Source organism: Lysobacter capsici (assembly GCF_018732085.1).
Taxonomy (GTDB): Bacteria; Pseudomonadota; Gammaproteobacteria; order Xanthomonadales; family Xanthomonadaceae; genus Lysobacter; species Lysobacter capsici_A.
Genome location: NZ_CP076103.1, coordinates 122,721 through 142,504, shown reverse-complemented (window position 1 = coordinate 142,504; position 19,784 = coordinate 122,721). Strand labels below are relative to the sequence as shown.

At 68.5% G+C, this 19,784-nt stretch carries 15 protein-coding genes; 6 read left to right on the top strand and 9 right to left on the bottom strand.

Translation table 11 applies throughout. From position 1 onward, the window contains the following. Window positions 1-43: 43 nt before the first annotated feature. From KME82_RS00590 to KME82_RS00565, 6 genes are all read right to left on the bottom strand, one after another. Window positions 44-1,420: a S41 family peptidase gene (locus tag KME82_RS00590; RefSeq protein WP_215496808.1), complete on the bottom strand. Its 1,377-nt coding sequence runs from the start codon at window positions 1,418-1,420 to the stop codon at window positions 44-46. 64 nt (window positions 1,421-1,484) lie between these two features. Beyond that, a complete protein-coding gene (locus KME82_RS00585) occupies window positions 1,485-1,883 on the bottom strand; it encodes a putative quinol monooxygenase (protein ID WP_252255566.1) in 399 nt (132 codons plus the stop codon). Window positions 1,884-1,985: 102 nt separating this feature from the next. Next, window positions 1,986-2,573, bottom strand: a complete 588-nt coding sequence (locus KME82_RS00580; RefSeq protein WP_215496807.1) for a 3'-5' exonuclease — start codon at window positions 2,571-2,573, stop codon at window positions 1,986-1,988. Window positions 2,574-2,661: 88 nt separating this feature from the next. Continuing rightward, a complete protein-coding gene (locus KME82_RS00575; RefSeq protein ID WP_215496806.1) occupies window positions 2,662-4,557 on the bottom strand; it encodes a M61 family metallopeptidase in 1,896 nt (631 codons plus the stop codon). Window positions 4,558-4,884: 327 nt separating this feature from the next. Continuing rightward, window positions 4,885-6,312, bottom strand: coding sequence for a serine hydrolase domain-containing protein (locus KME82_RS00570; protein WP_215496805.1), 1,428 nt, complete (start codon window positions 6,310-6,312; stop codon window positions 4,885-4,887). Between the two features lie 159 nt (window positions 6,313-6,471). Beyond that, window positions 6,472-8,151, bottom strand: a complete 1,680-nt coding sequence (locus KME82_RS00565; protein ID WP_215496804.1) for an NAD(P)/FAD-dependent oxidoreductase — start codon at window positions 8,149-8,151, stop codon at window positions 6,472-6,474. A 311-nt stretch (window positions 8,152-8,462) separates the two neighbouring features. On the opposite strand from KME82_RS00565, the gene KME82_RS00560 reads away from it, so the two are divergent. Beyond that, window positions 8,463-10,055 carry a glucan biosynthesis protein gene (locus tag KME82_RS00560; protein ID WP_215498913.1) on the top strand — a complete coding sequence of 531 codons (1,593 nt, stop codon included), beginning with the start codon at window positions 8,463-8,465 and terminating at the stop codon, window positions 10,053-10,055. Between the two features lie 369 nt (window positions 10,056-10,424). Here KME82_RS00560 and mnmG read toward each other — a convergent pair whose 3' ends face one another. The 3 genes from mnmG to KME82_RS26765 all read right to left on the bottom strand — a co-directional run bounded on the left by mnmG (window position 10,425) and on the right by KME82_RS26765 (window position 13,769). Continuing rightward, entirely contained in the window at window positions 10,425-12,314 is a 1,890-nt protein-coding gene (mnmG, locus tag KME82_RS00555; protein ID WP_215496803.1) for a tRNA uridine-5-carboxymethylaminomethyl(34) synthesis enzyme MnmG, read from the bottom strand. Between the two features lie 688 nt (window positions 12,315-13,002). Then, a complete protein-coding gene (locus tag KME82_RS00550; protein ID WP_215496802.1) occupies window positions 13,003-13,554 on the bottom strand; it encodes a hypothetical protein in 552 nt (183 codons plus the stop codon). Window positions 13,555-13,637: 83 nt separating this feature from the next. Continuing rightward, window positions 13,638-13,769 (bottom strand): hypothetical protein, encoded by a 132-nt coding sequence (locus KME82_RS26765; protein WP_286673197.1) that lies wholly within the window; start codon window positions 13,767-13,769, stop codon window positions 13,638-13,640. Between the two features lie 445 nt (window positions 13,770-14,214). On the opposite strand from KME82_RS26765, the gene KME82_RS00545 reads away from it, so the two are divergent. The 5 genes from KME82_RS00545 to KME82_RS00525 are packed head-to-tail and all read left to right on the top strand — an operon-like array spanning window position 14,215 to window position 19,525. Next, a complete protein-coding gene (locus tag KME82_RS00545; protein WP_252255564.1) occupies window positions 14,215-14,961 on the top strand; it encodes an ABC transporter ATP-binding protein in 747 nt (248 codons plus the stop codon). 37 nt (window positions 14,962-14,998) lie between these two features. Next, the gene (locus tag KME82_RS00540; protein WP_215496801.1) at window positions 14,999-15,967 is read left to right on the top strand and encodes an HlyD family secretion protein; all 969 of its coding nucleotides are present in this window, start codon (window positions 14,999-15,001) and stop codon (window positions 15,965-15,967) included. Then, on the top strand, window positions 15,964-16,944 hold the full coding sequence (locus KME82_RS00535) for an HlyD family secretion protein (protein ID WP_215496800.1): 981 nt from the start codon (window positions 15,964-15,966) through the stop codon (window positions 16,942-16,944). Before KME82_RS00540 ends, KME82_RS00535 begins: the two co-directional genes overlap by 4 nt. Then, window positions 16,941-18,278 carry an efflux RND transporter periplasmic adaptor subunit gene (locus KME82_RS00530; RefSeq protein ID WP_215496799.1) on the top strand — a complete coding sequence of 446 codons (1,338 nt, stop codon included), beginning with the start codon at window positions 16,941-16,943 and terminating at the stop codon, window positions 18,276-18,278. Before KME82_RS00535 ends, KME82_RS00530 begins: the two co-directional genes overlap by 4 nt. Further along, a complete protein-coding gene (locus KME82_RS00525) occupies window positions 18,275-19,525 on the top strand; it encodes an ABC transporter permease (protein WP_215496798.1) in 1,251 nt (416 codons plus the stop codon). The genes KME82_RS00530 and KME82_RS00525 overlap by 4 nt, the downstream gene beginning before the upstream one ends. Window positions 19,526-19,784 lie beyond the last annotated feature (259 nt).

Here is a 19,784-nt window from a genome sequence, read left to right as displayed (position 1 = left end):
ACAAACGACGACGCCCCGACAAGCACGCAACACCTTCCCCCCCTCAATGCTCCACCGGCAGCGCCAACACCTGCTCGATCGCCACCTGCGCATCGAACGGATCGTCGCGCACGATCAGATCCGGCTGCAGCCACGGCGAGGCGCGCGGCGCCGGACGATCCAGCACGAATCTCGGCCAATAGAACATCAGCCCGCTGTGCGGCAGCCGGGTTTCCTGCACACTGCCGCTCTGGCGGCTGCGCACCACGTCGCCGCGCGCGCCGGCGATGCGGCCGAAGCCGAAATCCTGCACGGTATTGGCGAACAGCACCGCCGAGGAATACGTGGCCGGACCGATCAGCACGATCAGCTCGCCGTCGTAATGCAGCGGATCGTCGGCGACCGGTTCGACCAGGCCGGTCTTCTCGCCGCGGACGATCGCGCCGGTGACTTCCTCGCCGCTGCGGAATTTAGCCAGCACCCGCTTGCGATAGGTCGAGCCGTTGCGATACGGCCGGTCGGCGATATGCCGTAGCAGGCCGCGCATCCACAGTTCGTCGTCGCCACCGCCGTTGTCGCGGATATCGACGATCAGCCTGCGCACGCCGTGCCGTTTGATCTGCGCGAAGGCGTCCTCGGTGAAGGCATAGAACCGCTCGGGGTCGGACCACACGAAGCTGTCGATGCGCAGCACCGCGGCGCGATCGGGCCGCAGTTCGAACCCGAACGTGCGCTCGAAAGTCTGGTCCCCGGCCAGCACGGCCGGCAGACGCGACGCGGCCGGCAGCGACAGCGTGAGATGCGACGGTGTGGCGCCGCCGACCGGCCGCAACGCGATATCGAACCGCGCCGGATCGCCGTACGCGCGCCAGTAGTAAAACGCCCAGCGCTGTTCGAGCAGGCGCGCGCGGAACGCGGGCGAGTCGCCGTGGGTCAGGCGCATCAGCCGCTCGATCACGCGCCGCGCGCTGACTCCGTTGATGCGAGTGATGCGGGCGCGGGCGTGCTCGCTGCGCGCGCCGCCGAGCTCGGCCACCGCGAACAGCTCGCCGCGTTCGCCGTCGACATGGACCTCGTAGGGAAACAGGCCGCCACCGGCCGCGACGTGCGCCTTGAGGTCGCCGCGCCAGTCGGGATACGCGATCAGCGTGTGCGCATCGGCCAGCACCGAATTGAGCGGCGCCAGCCGCAACCACGCCTGATCGCGATCCATCGGCGCATCCAGCCGCGCGCGCGCCGATGCCAGCGCGTGCCGCAGCGATGCGGGCGCGACCGAATGCGAGGCTTCGGGATGTTGTTCGCGCAGGGTGTCGGCGATCGTTTGCAGGTCTTCGCGCAATTGCTGCGGCGTCGCCAGCTCGGCGGCGCTTGCGGGCAGGGCGAGCAGCGATGCGAGCCAAGCCACGGCCAGGGATTTCAAACGGGCGACTCTGACATCCATGCTGCGAGTATCCGGATCACGGGTGGCGCTTGGATGCGCGGATCGAACGGAAGGTTGTAAGCACCTAGCGCGGCTTCGTCAGTCCGTGCCCACCGACCGGCTCGATCTCATGATGCTCATCGAAACTCGCGATCATCGGCTTGGCCTTGGCGATCGCGGCCTTCACCGACGGCAGCGCCAACGAGGCACGATGGCTGTCCTGGCTGTCCCAGACTTCGCTGATCCAGATCGCATCGGCGTCCTTGGGGTCGCGCGCCACGATGTAGCTCAGGCAGCCGGGCATCGCATCGATGCCGTCGAGCAGGATCGCGATCAAGGCGTCGCGCTGGCCGGCGGCGGCTTTCATCTTGCCGATCAATCCGTACATGGTTCGGGTCTCCATGGTGGCGGCATGCCCCGGCAGCGCCAACGCGAGCGCGGCGGCGCCGGTGAGGACGATGAACTGGCGTCGGTCGAACGGCATGCGGGTCTGGGGCGGGCGAGTGCGCGCCGACTCTAGCGCCCGATCGCGGACCGCCACAAGGACAGATCGAGGCACGCCGGCCGGGGCATGCGGACGCGGCGATCAGCGCGACGGCAGGGTCGCGCGGCCGAGCGCGTACGGCATCAGGCGCGCGATATTGCGCGCATCGTCGATGCCGCGATGGTGGGTGCCGGCGAAGGTCAGCCCGGCCATGCGCACCGCGCCGCCGAGCCCGGGTTTCTTGGTCAGGCCCTGCGCCTGCGCGAAGGCCTGCTTGATGTTGCGATGGGCCGCGCCGATCGGATTGGGCAGACGATGGAAATCGCAGTCCTGCCGCAACTGGTGCAGGTCGTAATCGCCCCACGAACCCCAGACGAAATCGCGATAACGGTACAACCAGGGCTTGAAGGCTTCGAGCATCTGCGCGAACGACGGCGCCGCGTCGACATCGGCCTGGCGGATCGAGGTCAGCTGGGTGCAGAACGCGGTCAGGCGCGGGTGCCGCACGGGACGCACGAAGCTTTGGAATTCGTCGACGACCTTCAGCGTTTCGGTCTCGACCATCACCGCGCCGATCTCGATGATTTCCATTTGGGCGCGAGCGATCGATTGGTCGTCGGCGCAGGTGGCCTCGAAATCGATCAGCAGGTAGTGGGCGGGCTCCGCGCCGGTGGTGCTTCCTTTATTCATGGGCGAAGTATGCCATGCGGGTTTTCGGGCGCGGGCCCTCACCCCGGCCCTCTCCCGCGTCGCGGGAGAGGGAGGCATGGCCACGCGGTCAGCGGGGGGCGAAGATCTTGCTCAAGCGATCGGGCGTGCCGTCGATGCGTTCGAGCTTGGGATAGCGCAGGCCGTCGCGGTAATCGATGCGCACGGTCTTGATCACGTCGGCGTTCTTGACGATCAGTTCGATCGGATGCTTGCCGTCCTTGGCCGCGGTGACCGCGTCCTTGAGCCGCTCGCCGCTGGCGGTGTAACCGTTGACCGCGAGCAGCGTGCTGCCCGGGGCGATGCCGGCGTTGAACGCGGGGCCGTCCCAGCGCACCGTGTTGATGGCGCCATCGCCAGACAGGTTCAGGCCCAGCGAATAGGTCAGGTCGGTGTATTTGCGGTCGGCTTCGGCGAACTTGAGGAAGTCGCTGGGCATGTCGGTGTAGCTCAGTTTCCAGCCGCTCGCGGCCAGGCCGTCCAGCGGCGGCGCCTTGGCGTCGATGCGTTCGCGCAGGAAGCTCGCCCAGTCGAAGGCGGCGACCTGGTTCAAGGCGGCGACCACGTCCTCGAACTGGTACGGCTTGACCTGATAGTCGCCGTTTTCGCCGCCGAAGAAGCCGCGCGCGAAATCGTCGAGCGAGCGCTTCTCGCCGCTGAGCGCGCGCAGCTTGGCGTCGACCGCGAGCCACACCAGCTGGCCGCCGCTGTAGTAGTCCTCGCTGAGCTGGTAGCTGCCGTACGACTTGGGCCGGCGCATCGCGATCACCGGATCGAGCGTGGTGTCCTGGATCGAACGCCAACTCATGCCCGGGCGATCGTCGGCATAGCGCGCCGCGACCATCGCCAGCGCATCGCGCGCGAACTCGGGTTTCCACAGGCCCGCGCGCGCGGTCAGCACATAACCCCAGTACTGGGTCTGGCCTTCGTACACCCACAGCAAACCATCGCTGAGCGGCTGGTTGAAGTTGCTCGAGGTGATGCCGGCCGGGCGGCGATACTTGCCGTTCCACGAATGCACGAACTCGTGCGCGAGCAGGTCGCGGCTGACGATGCTGCTGCCGTCCCAGCCGGTGAAATAGTCCGGGTCCACGCCGTTTTCGCTGGAGCGGTGATGCTCCAGGCCGTTGCCGCTCATCTGGCTGGACAGCGAGAACAGGAAATCGTAGTGGTCGTAGTGGTGCGAGCCGAACAGCTTGTACGCCTGACTGACCAGTTCGCGATGCAGCTTGATCTGCTCGGGCTTGGCTTCGAGGAACTTGGGCGCGTCGGCGACGATGTTGATCCGCACCGGGACCTTCGCGCCCGGGTCGAGATCGATCTGCTTGTAGTGACGGCCGGCGTACACCGGCGAATCGAGCAAGGTGTCGAACGGCACCGGGCGATAGCGCAACGTGTCGCCCTGGCGCGCGTCCAGGTCCAGCGCGGTGCCGGCCTGCCAGCCGGCCGGCAGTTTCAGGGTCGGCGCGATCTGGATGCCCCGCGCGTAGTAGCCGGCCGGGTACAGCGCGACCTGGTTCCACTGCACGTTGAGCATGTCGGGCGTCATCACCACGCGGCCCTGGTTGCTGCCGGTGGGGGTGAGCATGTCGAAGTCGAGTTCGATCTCGCTCACGCCGTCGGGCACGGTCAGCTGGAAGGCGTAGACGTCGAGCGGGTCGCGGGTCCAGCCGATCGTCTGGCCGTTGCCGCGGATGCGCAGGCCGGCGAGCTTGTCGATCGGGCCGCTGGGCGAGTGGTTGCCCTGGATCCACTGCGGGAACAGCAGGGTCATCGGCCCGGCCTGGACCGGGATGCGTTGACGCGTGTGCAGCACCCGGCGGGCGATGTCGGTGGCGTCGACCTCCAGTTGCAGGGTGCCCGGATACGGCGTGTCGCGCGGCGCCGCGGTCTGCGCGTGGGCGGCCGACAAGGGCAGCGCCGCAGCGAGCAACATCGGCAGCAGGGCGAGGGTGGGTCGACGCATGGGAGCTCCGGCGAGGCCTGGGACTGGATTGAGCATCCTAACCATGCCGCCGGGCTTGCCCCCTGCCATTGGGCATGGGCGCGCGCCGCCGGGTCGGGGCGATGGATTGGGTAAAGCGGCTGCGCAGGATCGGGACAGTGGCCGGGCGGGTTCGGTGGGGTGGGTCGCTGGCGCCTGAGCGAAGAGCGTCGGGCCTGAAGGCCCTCCCACAAAAGACCTCGCGATGGCCGCGGCTTTTGTGGGAAGTCTTTTTGTGGGAGGGCTTTCAAGCCCGACGCCTTTCGATCCGCCACGGCAAATCCCAAATCCCGAATCACCCATCCCGACTCAGGGCATCGCCTCGCCGCTACGCGCAGTGAACTCACTCTCACCGATCCCATCAGCGAAAAACCGCATCCCAGTGACGGCCCCCCGCGCATCGCGCTCCAGGCTCATCCGCGCGATGCCGTCGGGATACGCGAACGTGTCGCGCGCCACCGCCGTCAACGGCAAACGCTGGCCGCCGATGCGCTGCACGGTCAGCCCGCCGTCGACCGCCCGCAGCACCCAGGCACTGTGCGGATTCTGCCGGTACACGCCTTCGGCCTGCCGCAACGCCGCCGCATCGACCGGCACCGCCACCACCGCCGGATAGGCGTCGCCGAGGGCCATCGCGGCCAGCTTGCGGCTGAGGCCGCCCAGGCTCGGACCGCCCGGCACGCCGGTGTCGCTATTGGTCAGTAGCGCCACCGTCGTCTTCGAATCGGGCAGGTACAGCAGATACGAGGCGAAGCCGAAGATGCCGCCGCCGTGCGCACGACCGATCCGCCCACGCACCGATGCGCGTTCGATGCCGTAGCCGTAACCGCTCGCCGCCGCCTTGCCTTCCGGCGAGGTCATCGCCCGGTAGTTCGCCGGCTTGAGCACCTTGCCCTCGTGCAGCGCCAGGTTCCAGCGCAGCAGATCGTCGAGCGTGGACACCAGCGCGCCGGCCGCGTGCGGCTGGCTCATGTCCAGATAGCCCATCGGCGCGACCCGGCCGTCGATGCGGGTGTAGCCGTTGACGTAGCCGGGAATCAACGCATGCACGTCGCCGTAGCGGGTCTGCGCCAGGCCCAGCGGCTTGAACAGGGTTTCGTCGAGGTAGGCGTGCCAGGGTTTTCCGCTGGCCGCCTCGATCACCGCGCCGACCAGCACATAGCCCGAGTTGTTGTAGGCATAGCCCTGCCCCGGCGCGAAATCCGCCGGCAGATCCTTGAACACGTCGATCAAGGCCTCGGTGCTCAGGTCGCGCTTGATCGATTCGGTCATGTAGCCGTCGATGCCGGTGTAGCTCTTCACCCCGGAGGTGTGATTGAGCAACTGGCGCACGCTGATCGCGCCGCCGTTGGGGTAATCCTTGAGGTACTTGGACACCGGATCGTCGAGCCCGACCTTGCCCGCCTCGACCAGTTTCAGCACGCCCGCCGCGGCGAACTGCTTGGTCACCGAGCCGATGCGGAACACCTGGTCCGGGGTCAGCGGCACGCCGAGCTCGACGTCGGCCAGGCCACGCGCGCCGCGGAACAGCACCTGATCGCCGCGCGCGACCAGGATCGCGACGCCCGGGCCGTCGGCGGCGACGTTGTCGGCGAGCACTTGCTGCGCGTACGCCGCAACTTCGGCCGTGGAGGCCGGTTGCACCATCGTGGCGGCGGGTTTTTCGGCCGCGGACACGCACAGCGACGGCGAAACACAAAGACCGGCGCTCAGCGCCAACGACATCCACATGCGCATGAACCACATCCTGTGCAAGAAAACCGACCACGACCTTAGCCAGCCGCGCGCGTCGGCGACATGGCCAGAAGTCAGGCCGCCGGCCGGATCGTCGCGGGCCGCGCCGATCTCGCGCGCCGACGAGGCCGCGCGCCGACAACGATCATGCGAGGTGAATGATCAGCCCGCGCGCGCCGCGCCGCCGAGGATGCTCAGCGCCACCGCCTCGGCGGTGCGGATGCCGTCGACCGCCGCCGACAGAATGCCGCCGGCGTAACCGGCGCCCTCGCCGGCCGGGAACAGGCCGCGGGTGTTGAGGCTGTGGCCGTCGGGACCGCGGGTGATGCGCACCGGCGAGGACGTGCGCGTCTCCACCCCGGTCAGCATCGCGTCGGGCAGGGCGAAACCCTTGAGCTGTTTGTCGAACGCCGGCAACGCTTCGCGGATCGCGGCGATCGCGTAGTCCGGCAGCGACTGACTCAGATCGCTCAGCCGCACGCCCGGCGTGTACGACGGTTGCACCGCGCCGAGCGCGGTCGAGGCGCGGCCGGCGAGGAAATCGCCGACGGTCTGCCCCGGCGCTTCGTACTCGCCGCCGCCGAGCGCGAACGCCTGCGCTTCCCAATGCCGCTGCAGGGCCACGCCGGCCAGCGGCGAGCCGCTGTCGTCATAGGCCTTGTAATCCTCCGGCGTGATCCCGACCACGATCGCCGCATTGGCGTTGCGTTCGTTGCGCGAGTACTGGCTCATGCCGTTGGTGACCACCCGGCCGGGTTCGCTCGCCGCGGCGACCACGGTGCCGCCCGGGCACATGCAGAAGCTGTACACCGAGCGGCCGTTGCGGCAGTGATGCACCAGCTTGTAGTCGGCCGCGCCGAGGATCGGATGGCCGGCCTGCGGGCCGAAGCGCGCGGCGTCGATCAGCGACTGCGGGTGTTCGATGCGGAACCCGATCGAGAACGGTTTCGCCTCCATGAACACGCCGCGCTGGTGCAGCATCGCGAAGGTGTCGCGCGCGCTGTGGCCGATCGCGAACACGACATGATCGGCGCGCAGCTGCTGGCCGTCGGCCAGACTCAGCCCGCGCACCTGCCCGTCCTCGATCAACACGTCCTCGACCCGCTGCGAGAAGCGGATTTCGCCGCCGAGCGCTTCGATCGTCGCGCGCATGTTCTCGACCATCGACACCAGCCGGAACGTGCCGATATGCGGCTTGCTCACATACAGGATTTCTTCCGGCGCGCCGGCCAGCACGAACTCGGTCAGCACCTTGCGGCCGTGATGGTGCTTGTCGCTGATCTGGCTGTAGAGCTTGCCGTCGGAGAACGTGCCCGCGCCGCCTTCGCCGAACTGCACGTTCGATTCGGGATTGAGCACGCGCTTGCGCCACAGGCCGAAGGTGTCGACGGTGCGTTCGCGCACCGCCTTGCCGCGTTCCAGGATGATCGGGCGAAAGCCCATCTGCGCCAGGACCAGGCCGACGAACAGGCCGCACGGGCCCATGCCGATCACGATCGGCCGCAGCGGCAACGCAGCCGGCGCGCGGGCGACGAACTTGTACTCGGTGTCGGGCGTGCGCAGCACCTTGCTGGTGTCGGCCGGGCCTTGCTCGCGTTTCCTGGCCGGGGCGGGTTCGATGCCGGCCTGTTCGCGCGCGAGGATTTCGGCCTCGCGCGGGGTGTCCACGTCCAGCGAATAGATCAGCACGATGCCGCCGCGCTTGCGCGCGTCGTAGCTGCGCTTGGCGACGGTGAAACCGGTCAGGTCGGTGGCGTCGATGCGCAGGCGGGCGAGCACGGCGTCGGTGAGTGCGCGCTCGGGATGATCCAGCGGCAGGCGGAGGTCGGTGATTCGAAGCATGGGGATATTCTAAGAGGCTTCGTGGGTGGGTGGTTTTTTGCGCTTGTCGCCGCGATTGCGCGCGCCCTCACCCCGGCCCTCTCCCGCAAGCGGGAGAGGGAGTCGAAGCGGCGGTGTCGTCCGTCCAACCCAATACCCAAGTGATGCCCCACTCCCTTCTCCCGCTTCGCGGGAGAAGGTGCCCGCAGGGCGGATGAGGGCCGCACGCCCCACAACCGCGACCCACGCCCCACCTAGACAAACCCCTAACCACCCCCGCGCCGCGATTGGCTAGCATGCTCAACCCCCATCGCTACCCCGTCGCCTGCCCGATGATCCGACGCGAGTTCCTCAAATCCGCGGCTGCCGCCCTGGCCTCGTTCGGCCTGCCCCTGCCCGCGCTGGCCCTGACCGGCCCCGCCGCGACGAAGCTTGGGCCGGCCCAGCCGTTCGACTTCGCCGCGCTCAAGGGCCAGGCCCGCGCGCTCGCCCAGCGCGCCTACGCACCGCGCAGCACCACCCTGCCGGCGCCGGTCGCGGCGATGAACTGGGATCAGTACCAGTCGATCCGCTTCAACCGCGACCACGCCCTGTGGGGCGGCGGCGACGGCAAGTTCCTGGCCCAGTTCTTCCACCTGGGCCTGTTCTTCAAGTCGCCGGTGCGCATGTACGAAGTCGACGCCGGCCAGGCGCGCGAGATCGCCTACGACCCGGGCATGTTCGACCGCAAGCGCAGCGGCCTGGACGGCAAGCCGCTGCCGGCCGACCTGGGCTTCGCCGGTTTCCGCCTCAACACCCGCCAGGACCCCGAGCGCGATTTCGCCGCGTTCCTGGGCGCCAGTTATTTCCGCGCGGTCGGCGTGGAGGGCCAGTACGGCCAGTCCGCGCGCGGTCTGGCGATCGACACCGGCACCGGCCACGCCGAGGAATTCCCCGACTTCGTCGCCTACTGGCTCGAACGCCCGTCGTCGCAGTCCGACACCGTGGTCGTGTACGGCCTGCTCGACTCGCCCAGCATCGCCGGCGCCTACCGCTTCGCGATCACCCCGGGCGAGGTGCTGCTGATGGACATCGACTGCGCCTTGTACCCGCGCAAGACCATCGAACGCCTCGGCCTGGGCCCGTGCACCAGCATGTACCAGACCGGCGAGAACGACCGCCGCATGGACTGGGACTGGCGCCCGGAGATCCACGACACCGACGGCCTGGCGATGTGGAGCGGCAGCGGCGAATGGATCTGGCGTCCGCTGTGCAATCCCGAGCACCTGCGCTTCAACATGTTCAGCGACGACAACCCGCGCGGCTTCGGCCTATTGCAGCGCGACCGCAACTTCGATCATTACCAGGACGACGGCGTGTTCTACGACAAGCGCCCGTGCCTGTGGGTCGAACCCAAGCAGGGTTGGGGCGCGGGCTCGGTGCAACTGGTCGAGATCCCGACCCTGGACGAAACCTTCGACAACATCGTCGCGTTCTGGAACCCGCGCGAGAAACCGCAGGCCGGGCAGGAACTGCTGTACGGCTACCGGCTGTACTGGGGCGCGCAACCGCCGGCGGTGCCCAAGCTCGCGCATTGCGTGGCCACGCGCACCGGCCTGGGCGGGCGCATCGGCTTCAAGCGCGATTATTTTTCCTGGCGCTTCGCGGTCGATTTCGCCGGCGGCCCGCTGGCCGCGCTGGCCAAGCGCGATGCCACCGTCGAACCGGTGCTGCAGATCGGTGGCGGCGGAAAACTCGAAACCGTGTCGTGCCGACCGCTGCACGAGATCGGCGGTTACCGGGTGATGTTCGACGCGGTGCCGCCGGGCGATTCGACCGAGCAGATCGACCTGCGGCTGTTCCTCAAGGACGCCAGCGGGGCGCTGAGCGAAACGTGGTTGTATCAGTGGTCGCCGCCGGCCAAGAGCGAGCGCAAGGTGTATTGAGCGTTCAAGGGCGAGGCGATTTCACGGTCGCTACCTGCAGGAGCGGCGCAAGCCGCGACCGCGCCAATCCAACTGCGCCGCAAGTTTCGTCGTGGCCGTATGGCCGCGGTCGCGGCTCGCGCCGCTCCTACAGTCGCAAGCGCGGTGACGACTCGTCTCGCGCTATGCGCAGCCGGCAAAAAGCGAGCGTGAGGTTTATTTAGACCGCTCCAAGGACGGCACGACTTTACGGTCGCTACCTGTAGGAGCGGCGCAAGCCGCGACCGCGTCATCACGACTGCGCCGCAAGTTTCGTCGTAACGGTGATGTCGCGGTCGCGGCTCGCGCCGCTCCTACAGTCGCAATCGCGGCACGGCGCGCGCTGCGCGATCACGCCACCCGCGAACGCCGCGCGCGCGTGAGATGCACCAGCAGCAGCGAGATCGCCGCCGGGGTCATGCCGGGGATGCGCTGCGCCTGACCGACGGTCTGCGGCCGCACGCGCTCGAGCTTCTGCTGCACTTCCAGCGACAGGCCGCGCACGGCGGCGTAATTGAAATCCTCGCCGATCGGCGTGCTCTCGTTGCGCTGCTGACGCTCGATCTCTTCGCGCTGACGATCGAGATAACCGGCGTACTTGACCCCGATCTCGACCTGCTCGGCCACTTCGGCCGCGTCCACCGCCGGGCCCAGGCTCGGCACCTGCATCAGCTTGGCGTAGTCCAGCTCGGGACGCTTGAGCAGGTCGCGCGCGCTGCACTCGCGGCTGACCTCGATGCCCAGGGTCTGCGCGATCTCGCGGCCCAGCGCATTGTTCGGTGCGGCCCACACGCCGGCCAGGCGCGTGCTCTCGCGCTCGATCGCCTCGCGCTTGCGCTCGAACGCCGACCAGCGCGCCTCGTCGACCAGGCCCAGTTCGTGCCCGGTCGGGGTCAGGCGCAGATCGGCATTGTCTTCGCGCAGCTGCAGCCGGTATTCGGCGCGCGAGGTGAACATGCGATACGGCTCGAGCGTGCCGTGGGTAATCAGGTCGTCGACCAGCACGCCCAGATACGCCTCGTCGCGGCGCGGGCTCCAGCCGTCGGTGCCGCGCACGAACCGCGCCGCGTTGACGCCGGCCAGCAGGCCCTGCGCGGCGGCCTCCTCGTACCCGGTGGTGCCGTTGATCTGGCCGGCGAAGAACAGGCCGGCGACGGCCTTGGTCTCCAGCGTGCTCTTGAGCCCGCGCGGGTCGAAGAAGTCGTACTCGATCGCATAGCCGGCGCGGGTGATGTGCGCGTTCTCGAAGCCGCGGATGCTGCGCACCAGGTCGAGCTGCACGTCGAACGGCAGCGAGGTCGAGATCCCGTTCGGGTAGATCTCGGCCACGTCCAGGCCTTCGGGCTCGACGAAGATCTGGTGGCTGGCCTTCTCGGCGAAACGCACCACCTTGTCCTCGATCGAGGGGCAGTAGCGCGGGCCGATGCCTTCGATCTGGCCGGTGTACAGCGGCGAGCGGTCCAGCGCGCCGCGGATGATCTCGTGGGTGCGCTCGGAGGTATGGGTGATCCAGCACGAGACCTGACGCGGATGGTCGGCCTGGGTGCCCAGGAAGGACATGACCGGACGCGGATCATCGCCGGGCTGCTCCTCCATCACCGAGTAATCCAGGCTGCGCCCGTCGATGCGCGGCGGGGTGCCGGTCTTGAGCCGATCGACCACGAACGGACCTTCGCGCAGGCGCGCGGCCAGCGCGGCCGCGGGCGGATCGCCGGCGCGGCCGGCGGCGTAGGTGGTCTGGCCGACGTGGACCTTGCCGGCGAGGAAGGTGCCAGCGGTCAGCACCACGGCCGGCGCGTGGAAGCGCAGGCCGGTCTGGGTCAGCACGCCGCCGACCCGGCCGGCGTCGAACACGATGTCGTCGACTGCGGCCTGGAACAGGGTCAAGCCCGGCTGCGCTTCGACCGCGCGGCGGATGAAGCTTCGGTACAAGCCGCGGTCGGCCTGGCAGCGGGTCGCCCGCACCGCCGGCCCCTTGCTGGCGTTGAGCCGGCGCCACTGGATGCCGGCGGCATCGGCGGCGCGCGCCATGATCCCGCCGAGCGCGTCGATCTCCTTGACCAGATGGCCCTTGCCGATGCCGCCGATGGCCGGGTTGCAGCTCATCGCGCCGACGGTCTCGACCGAATGGGTCAGCAGCAAGGTGCGCGCGCCCGCCCGCGCCGACGCCAGCGCGGCCTCGGTGCCGGCATGGCCGCCGCCGATCACGATGACGTCGTAGCGGTAGAAGGAGTCGTTCATTGGCTTGGGTGCCGGGAATCGGGAATCGGGAATCGGGAATCGGGAATCAACAGCTTAAAGCCGCGGTCCTCGCAGACATATGGTCTCACGGCGCCGCGCTTTGCCCATTCCCGATTCCCCATTCCCGATTCCCGGCCTCATCGGTTGGCACGGATCATGCGTAGCTACTCATGCACCTTGCGGGGCAGGCGCTAGACGCCGGCTGGAATTGGAACAGGGGCTGGCCAAGCGCTCGCGGGGGAAGCCGGGGGGCCGAATGTCGGGGGACATTCGGCCCCTTTTTATTGCCTGGCGTTTGGGCGGGCCGTGGGACCCTCAGGCCCTGCCCGCTTTGCGCATCCGAGCTGACGCGCTCGCTCGGGCAAATCACCAAGCCATTGACCGGAAACGAAAAAACGCGCGTCGATGCGCGCGTTTTTTCGCCGTGCCTCGTCGCCGAGGGAATGGGCGCCGACGCCTGACAAGGACGGAACAGGGGGGATCCGTGATTCCTCGCCAGGCGCCGACATAGAAGCCTGTGCTTACCGAAAACGTCCAAATGCGACGTAAGCGGTCAGTAGCGGTAGATTGCTGTCACTTCGGCGTGAACGCAAGTGCGCCCCGTTCCACTTTCGGCACGACCGGTCACCCGGGCGGATGACCGGCTAGAAACGGTTCAGGCTCGAACAGCGATCGACAACCGTGCAGCTCAGCGTTCGACGTCCTTCCACGCCCGGCCGCCATCGCGACGCACCGACGGGGCCGACGGCATCCGCGGCTGCATTTGCGGCTGCGAGAAGCTGCGCGGTTGCGGCGCCGAATACGTGCGCGGTTGCTGCTGGGCCGAATTGTTCGGCGCCCAGGCACCGCCGCCGACCGGACGCGTATCGCGCCACGGCACGCCGCCGTCCTGACGCACCGGCGGATTCGACGGCCGCGACGGGTTGTTCGGGCGGCCCGGATGGTTCGGGTAATGCGGGCGCGGGTAGTTGTAGTACGGATAACCGCCGTAATAGCCGCCGCCGTAGTAGCCCGGATAACCGTAACCGCGGTAGCGATAGGCCTCGCCGTACGGATAGCCGTAGCCGGGCCCGTAGTAGCCGCCATAGCCGCCGCCGTAACCGCCGTAATAGTTGTAGTCGACGCTGGGGCGGCCGTAGTAATACGAACCGCCGCCACCGCCGCCACGCAGCGAATAGTCGGAAACGCAACCAGCCAACAGGCTGGCCGCGACCAGTGGAATCATCAATTTGCGGATCATGGGCAGACCCCCCGAGTAGGGATTCAGCTTCTGCCTGATGCGTTGAACTCGGGCTTAACTCAACCAGCCGGAGCCTATACGGTTCAGGACTTGGCGTTGTTGGTCGCCGCCGTGTGCGCATGTGGCGCCTGGCTGAGCTCTTCCGGAGCCATGCGCGGCGGCAGGCAACCGGTGAGCAGGACGATCAGCACACATACCGAGAGTTTGCGAAGCATGAAGGTGTTCCCCTGTGGTGGGCGTCGGGACGACCGCGCCTTTGTGGTGTGCGGCCGCGAATGCCGCGGCCGGGAGCGTGTCGGGTCCGGCCATCGAGAAGGCGTTCGACCGTGGAACATCCTATGCGCGAAACCCGACAGGCCGCCATCGGTATGGCTACATGCACCGAAAGCAGGTATTTGGCGCGGAAATCTTCCATGACCCTGTGCATAAGCTAGCCGCGGCACCCAGCCCAATAGCGGTACGAGTTCACAAAACGTCTTGTGCATGACATCCATCGCAGCATCGGCGGCGCGCTGGCCGCGCCGGCTGCGAGGTAAGCTAGCCCTCGAACGGCGGCACCTGGCCATGGAACGGTCCCGCACTCGGCATCTCCCAGCGCCCGCGCCTGCATCGGTCCGCGGCGGAGGCGGGCCGGGAACCTTGGCGCCAGCGCCGGGTCGATTGCATGAGCAACGCAGCGGCCCGCACGCGCCGCTGAGCCGGTTGTCCCCTATCACCTGTGGCCTGTTGTCGATGATCGAACTGGATGCGGTCCATCGTCGCTATGAGATGAATGGGCAGGCGGTGAATGCGTTGGCCGGGGTGGACCTGAAGATCGCCAGCGGCGAATTCGTCGCCATCACCGGTGCCTCGGGCTCGGGCAAATCCAGTCTGCTCAACATCCTCGGCTGCCTGGACCGGCCCACCCGCGGCCGCTACCTGATCGAAGGCCGCGACGTCGCGGCGATGGACGACGAGGCCGCCAGCGACATCCGCAACCGCCGCATCGGCTTCGTGTTCCAGAGCTTCCACCTGCTGCCGCGGCTGAGCCTGCTGGAGAACGTGCTGCTGCCGCTGCGCTTCCACCGCGAACCGCCGCCGGGCACGCACGAACGCGCGCTGGCGCTGCTGGACCGCGTCGGCCTGGGCGAACGCAGCACCCACCGGCCCAGCGAGTTGTCGGGCGGCCAGCAGCAGCGCGCGGCGATCGCGCGCGCCCTGCTGCTGCAGCCGGCCCTGCTGCTGGCCGACGAACCCACCGGCAACCTGGATTCGAAAAGCGCCGGCGACGTGCTCGACCTGATCCAGGAAGTGCATGCCGGCGGCCAGACCGTGGTGCTGGTGACCCACGACCGCGACCTCGCCGCGCGCGCGCCGCGCGAGGTGCGCTTGCACGACGGCAAGGTCGATCATGATTCGGCGGCCTGAGGTGCTTCTTATACGGCTCGCGGTTCTCGCACTGGCCATGGCGGCGCTGCCGGCCGCGGCGGTGGTGCTGACCGGCGAAGTGCGCTCGGTCGGCGGCCAGACCATCTATACCCCGCAGTCCAACAGCGCGCCGGTCGCGATCCGCTATTTCGTGCCCGAAGGCCAGCCGGTCAAGGCCGGCGACGTGGTGCTGCGGATCGATCCGGGCCAGGCCGGCACCCAGATTCCCGACCTGGAAGCGAAGATCGAGCAGGCCCACGCCAAGGCCGCCAAGGAACTGGCCGAGCTGGAGGTCAAGGCGGTCGACGCCGAGGTCGCGCTCGCCGAGGCCGATGCGGCGCTGGCCACGGCCAGGATCGAAGCGGCGATTCCCCGCACCCTGATCTCGGCGCTGGACTACGACCGCCACCAGGGCGAACTCGACAAGACCAGCCGCGAGAGCAAGCTCAAGCGCGAACAGCTCGACGCCGCGCAGGCCGCGGTCGCCCGGCGCAAGCGCGACGGCGACCTGGAAGTCGGCAGGCTGGAAGTGCAGCGCGACTACTACCGCGAACTGCTGCGCCAGTCCGAGGTGCGCGCGCAGCAAGACGGCATCGTCGTCCACGGCTTCAACAACAACTGGATCGGCGGGCGCATCGACGAAGGCAGTTCGACCATGCCCGGCAGCCAGGCCGGCGCGGTGGTGGTCGACGGCGGCCGCGTGGAAGTGCGCGCGTGGGCGCTGGAACCCGACCGGCGCGGCCTGCGCGTGGGCCAGGACGTGCAGCTGAGTTTCGATGCCTTGCCGCAGCAGCGCGTGCAGGGCCGCATCCGCAACATCGCCGGCGCGCCGGATCGCAAGTCCGAATGGGGCGAAGGCCGTTACTTCACCGTCGACATCGATCTGCCGCCCGCGCACGGCTTGCGCCTGTTGCCGGGCATGAGCGTGCGGGTGACCGCGGCCACGCCGCCTGCGCCGGCCGCCGCCGCGACGGGCGCGACGGCACGCAGCGGAGCGGCGCGATGAGCCGTGCGTGGTGGTTGCTCGTGTTGCTCGCCGCCGCGCCGGCGCTCGCCGCTGCGCCGTTGCGCGTCGACGGCGAGGTGTACGCGCGGCGCAGCTCGCCGCTGATGCCGCCGAGCGTGGAGCGCATGTGGCAGTTCAACATCACCGAACTGGCCACCGACGGCACCCCGGTCAAGAAAGGCCAGACGGTGATCCGCTTCGACAGCAACGACGTGATCAAGCAGCTCACCGAAAAGCGCAGCCAGCTCAAGGAAAAACAGAGCGAGCTGGGCAAGCTCGACCTGGAGCTGGCCGAACGCGAGCGCAGCGAGCGCCTGGCCACCGCCGAGGCCCAGTCCGAACTGGAAAAGGCCCAGCGCAAGACCCAGCAGCCGGTCGAACTGATCGCCGGCATCGAGTACCGCAAGCTGCTGGTCAAGCGCACCCAGATGGAACGCAAGATGGCGCTGGCGCGCAAACGCGAAGGGCTGTCGGCCGAGCAGCGGCGCCAGGAACGGCGCCTGCTCAGTTCCGAACTCGGCCAGTTGCAGGCCGATGTCGATCGCCTGCAGCGTTCGCTCGCGGCCTTGAACGTGATCGCGCCGCGCGACGGATTGATGATGCATCGAAGCAATTTCGAAGGCGAAAAATACGATGTCGGCTCGCAGGTATGGGTCGGCCAGACGGTCGCGGAGATTCCCGACATGAGCACGCTCGCGGTGCGCGCCGAACTGGCCGAGCGCGATCTGCAGCGCGTCGCGGTCGGCGTGCCGGTGCGGATCGTGGTCGAAGGCGGCGCCGGCAGCGTGCTGAGCGGCAAGATCGCCTCGATCGGCCGCGCGATCCGCAGCAAATCGCAGGTGCAGCCGGTGCCGGTGCTGGACCTGGACGTGCAGCTCGACGACCCGCGCGCGCCGCTGCGACCGGGGCAGGCGGTGCGGGTCGAGATCCAGCCGCCGAGCAGCGGCGGCGCGGCCGCGCGGAAGGCGTCGCGATGAAACCGATGCGATTCGCGGTGGCTTGTCGAAACACTCTGCGTTGCGGCGCGTTGCTGTGTCTGCCGGCGATGCTGATCGCCTGCGGCGGCGACGTCGCGCCGGCGGCGACCGAAACCATCGCCCGCGCGCCGCTGAACCTGAGCGTGCGCGGCGAAGGCGAACTCAAGTCGGCCAAGTCGACCCCACTCAACGTGCCCGGCCGCAACTGGGCCGCGCGCCAGGTCGAATGGATGCTGCCCGAGGGCAGCGCGGTCAAGAAGGGCGATCTGATCGCGCGCTTCTCGGCCGAACAGGGCAAGCAGGAACTGGCCCAGACCCTGATCGACCTGCAGCGCAACGAACTGGCGCGCGCGGCCAAGCAGGGCGAACTGGAAACCACGCAGAGCAAGGTCGCGGTCGACCTGGCCCAGGTCGCGGTGCAGCTCGGCATCGCCGAGCGCTACGCCACCGCCGACCTGAGCACGATGGCGCGCAACGAAGTGCTCGACGCGGTCCAGGACCAGCGCTTCCTCAGCGAGAAACGCGACACCCTGCAATGGCAGCGCGGCCAGGCCGGGGTGCGCGGCCAGGCCGAGCTCGGCGTGCTCGACGCGCAGCGCGCGACCTTCGACATCGCCGCCAAGGCGCGCCAGTCCGATCTGGACGCGCTGGAACTGCGCGCGCCCAACGACGGCGTGCTGATGCTGTCGAGCAACTGGTCCGGCGACAAACCCAACGTCGGCGCGACCCTGCGCGCCGGTTTCGATTACGGCAGCCTGCCCGACGCGTCGGCGATGGAACTGGAACTGAGCCTGCCGCAGATCGAAGCGCAGGGCATCCAGGTCGGCAATGCGGTGGAGATGTTCCCGGTCGGCCGGCCCGAGCAGAAGATCGTCAGCCAACTATCGTGGGTGGCCAGCGCGGCCAAGGTGCGCAGCCAGGAAAGCCCGGTGAAGTATCTGACGATGAAGGCGCGCATTCCGGCCGAAGCGATCGCGCGCTACAAACTGGTGCCGGGCCAGCGCCTGCAGGCGCGGGTGATCCTGTTCGACGCGGCGGCGCTGAGCGTGGCCAACGTGGCGATCGACAGCGACAACGGCAAGGACTACGTGCGGGTGCGCAACGGCGCCGATTTCCTGCGCCGCCGGATCGAACTGGGCGTGCGCGGACCGGCGCGATCGCAGGTGCTGTCGGGCCTGCGCGCGGGCGACGAGGTGCTGTTGGCCGAACCCGGCGTGGTCGCCGCGATCACCGCGCCGGGCGAACCGGGCGAGGACGCGAACGCGGCCAAACCGGTAACGTCCGACGACGCCAAGCCCGCTCCCGCCAACGCCGGCCCGGCGGTGCGCCGATGAACCGCGCGCTGCACTGGTTGCCGACGATCTGGCGCGAAGCGATCGAGGAATTGTGGCGACGCCGCCTGCGCACCTTGTTGACCTTGCTCGGCCTGATCTTCGGCGTCGGCGCGATCGTCGCGATGCAGGCGGTCGGCGAAGGCAGCCGGCGCGAGGCGCTGCATCTGGTCGAGAGCCTGGGCTTGAACAACCTGATCGCCGAGGCCAAGCCGCAGGATGAAAACACCTTGCGCGAAACCCGCGCGCGCAGCCTCGGCCTGAGCTTGGCCGACGCCGACGCCGCGCTGGCGGTCGTCCCCGGCGCGGAACGCTACGCCGCCGAAAAACCGATCCGCACCCATTCGGTGTTCAGCGACGCCGGCCGCAGCGACGCCCAGGCCAGCGGAGTGAGCCCGGATTATTTCGCCCTGTCGTCGCTGCGCATCGCCAAGGGCCGCAGCCTGACCGACGCCGACGATCGCGCGCTGGCCGCGGTCGCGGTGCTCGGGCATCAGGCCGCGGCCGATCTGTTTCCCGGCGTCGATCCGGTCGGCCGTTATCTCAAGGTCAATCACGTGTGGCTGGAAGTGATCGGCGTGCTCGCCGATCGCGACCTGAGCAAGGATCAGTTCGAAGGCGTGCAGCTCGGGCTGGAAAGCAATCGCGTGTACCTGCCGCTGGCGAGCGCACGGGCGCGTTTCAAGTTTCAGCCGCAGGAGGACGAGATCGATCGCTTCCTGCTGCGGCTGCGCGACCCCTCGCAACTGGCGACCGGCGCGCGGGTGCTGTCGACCGTGCTCAACCAGCGCCACGCCGGCATGGCCGACTTCCGCCTGGTGGTGCCGCAGCAGTTGTTCCAGCAGCATCAGAAGACCCAGCGCATCTTCCGCGTGGTGATGGGCGCGATCGCGGGTGTGAGCCTGCTGGTCGGCGGCATCGGCATCATGAACATCATGCTGGCCAATGTGCTCGAACGACGCCGCGAGATCGGCCTGCTGCGCGCGCTCGGCGCGCGACGCCGCGACGTGATCGCGCAGTTCCTGCGCGAGGCGACGGTGATCTGCGTGTCCGGCGCGGCGCTCGGGCTGGTGTTCGGCATCGTGCTGGCGTATCTGATTGCGACCTTCGCCGGCTGGCAGGTGGCCTGGGCGCCAATCCCGGTGCTGCTGTCGGCGCTGTTCTGCGCCGCGGTCGGCCTGGCGTTCGGCGTGTATCCGGCGCGGCAGGCGGCGCGGTTGGATCCGATCGCGGCGTTGCGGCATGACTGAGGTGGTGGCGACGGGGCAGGCCAGTTGCGGCACGACCGAGTTTTTCGAATGTCCCGAAGCTTTCGCCGCGACAAACCGTTTCTTTTCTAACCCGATGGGTTCCCCCGTTTGCAAAAGGGGGCCAGGGGGATTCGCTTTTGCTTTTGAGGTTGAGCAAAAGCAAAAGCAAATCCCCCGCGCGGTGGCCTCGACCCATCCTCGTGCTACGCCGGGCGCTCGCCCCCTTTTACAAAGTGGGCAATGGTTTACTCGCTTCTTT

Excerpts from the sequence above, each read along its gene's own strand:
- KME82_RS00590 (WP_215496808.1), bottom strand. The coding sequence starts at position 1,420 with ATGGATGTCAGAGTCGCCCGTTTGAAATCCCTGGCCGTGGCTTGGCTC.
- KME82_RS00550 (WP_215496802.1), bottom strand. The coding sequence starts at position 13,554 with ATGATCCGCAAATTGATGATTCCACTGGTCGCGGCCAGCCTGTTGGCT.
- KME82_RS00535 (WP_215496800.1), top strand. The coding sequence starts at position 15,964 with ATGAGCCGTGCGTGGTGGTTGCTCGTGTTGCTCGCCGCCGCGCCGGCG.
- mnmG (WP_215496803.1), bottom strand. The coding sequence starts at position 12,314 with ATGAACGACTCCTTCTACCGCTACGACGTCATCGTGATCGGCGGCGGC.
- KME82_RS00585 (WP_252255566.1), bottom strand. The coding sequence starts at position 1,883 with ATGCCGTTCGACCGACGCCAGTTCATCGTCCTCACCGGCGCCGCCGCG.
- KME82_RS00530 (WP_215496799.1), top strand. The coding sequence starts at position 16,941 with ATGAAACCGATGCGATTCGCGGTGGCTTGTCGAAACACTCTGCGTTGC.
- KME82_RS26765 (WP_286673197.1), bottom strand. The coding sequence starts at position 13,769 with ATGCTTCGCAAACTCTCGGTATGTGTGCTGATCGTCCTGCTCACCGGT.
- KME82_RS00560 (WP_215498913.1), top strand. The coding sequence starts at position 8,463 with ATGATCCGACGCGAGTTCCTCAAATCCGCGGCTGCCGCCCTGGCCTCG.
- KME82_RS00575 (WP_215496806.1), bottom strand. The coding sequence starts at position 4,557 with ATGCGTCGACCCACCCTCGCCCTGCTGCCGATGTTGCTCGCTGCGGCG.
- KME82_RS00540 (WP_215496801.1), top strand. The coding sequence starts at position 14,999 with ATGGCGGCGCTGCCGGCCGCGGCGGTGGTGCTGACCGGCGAAGTGCGC.
- KME82_RS00580 (WP_215496807.1), bottom strand. The coding sequence starts at position 2,573 with ATGAATAAAGGAAGCACCACCGGCGCGGAGCCCGCCCACTACCTGCTG.
- KME82_RS00525 (WP_215496798.1), top strand. The coding sequence starts at position 18,275 with ATGAACCGCGCGCTGCACTGGTTGCCGACGATCTGGCGCGAAGCGATC.
- KME82_RS00570 (WP_215496805.1), bottom strand. The coding sequence starts at position 6,312 with ATGCGCATGTGGATGTCGTTGGCGCTGAGCGCCGGTCTTTGTGTTTCG.
- KME82_RS00565 (WP_215496804.1), bottom strand. The coding sequence starts at position 8,151 with ATGCTTCGAATCACCGACCTCCGCCTGCCGCTGGATCATCCCGAGCGC.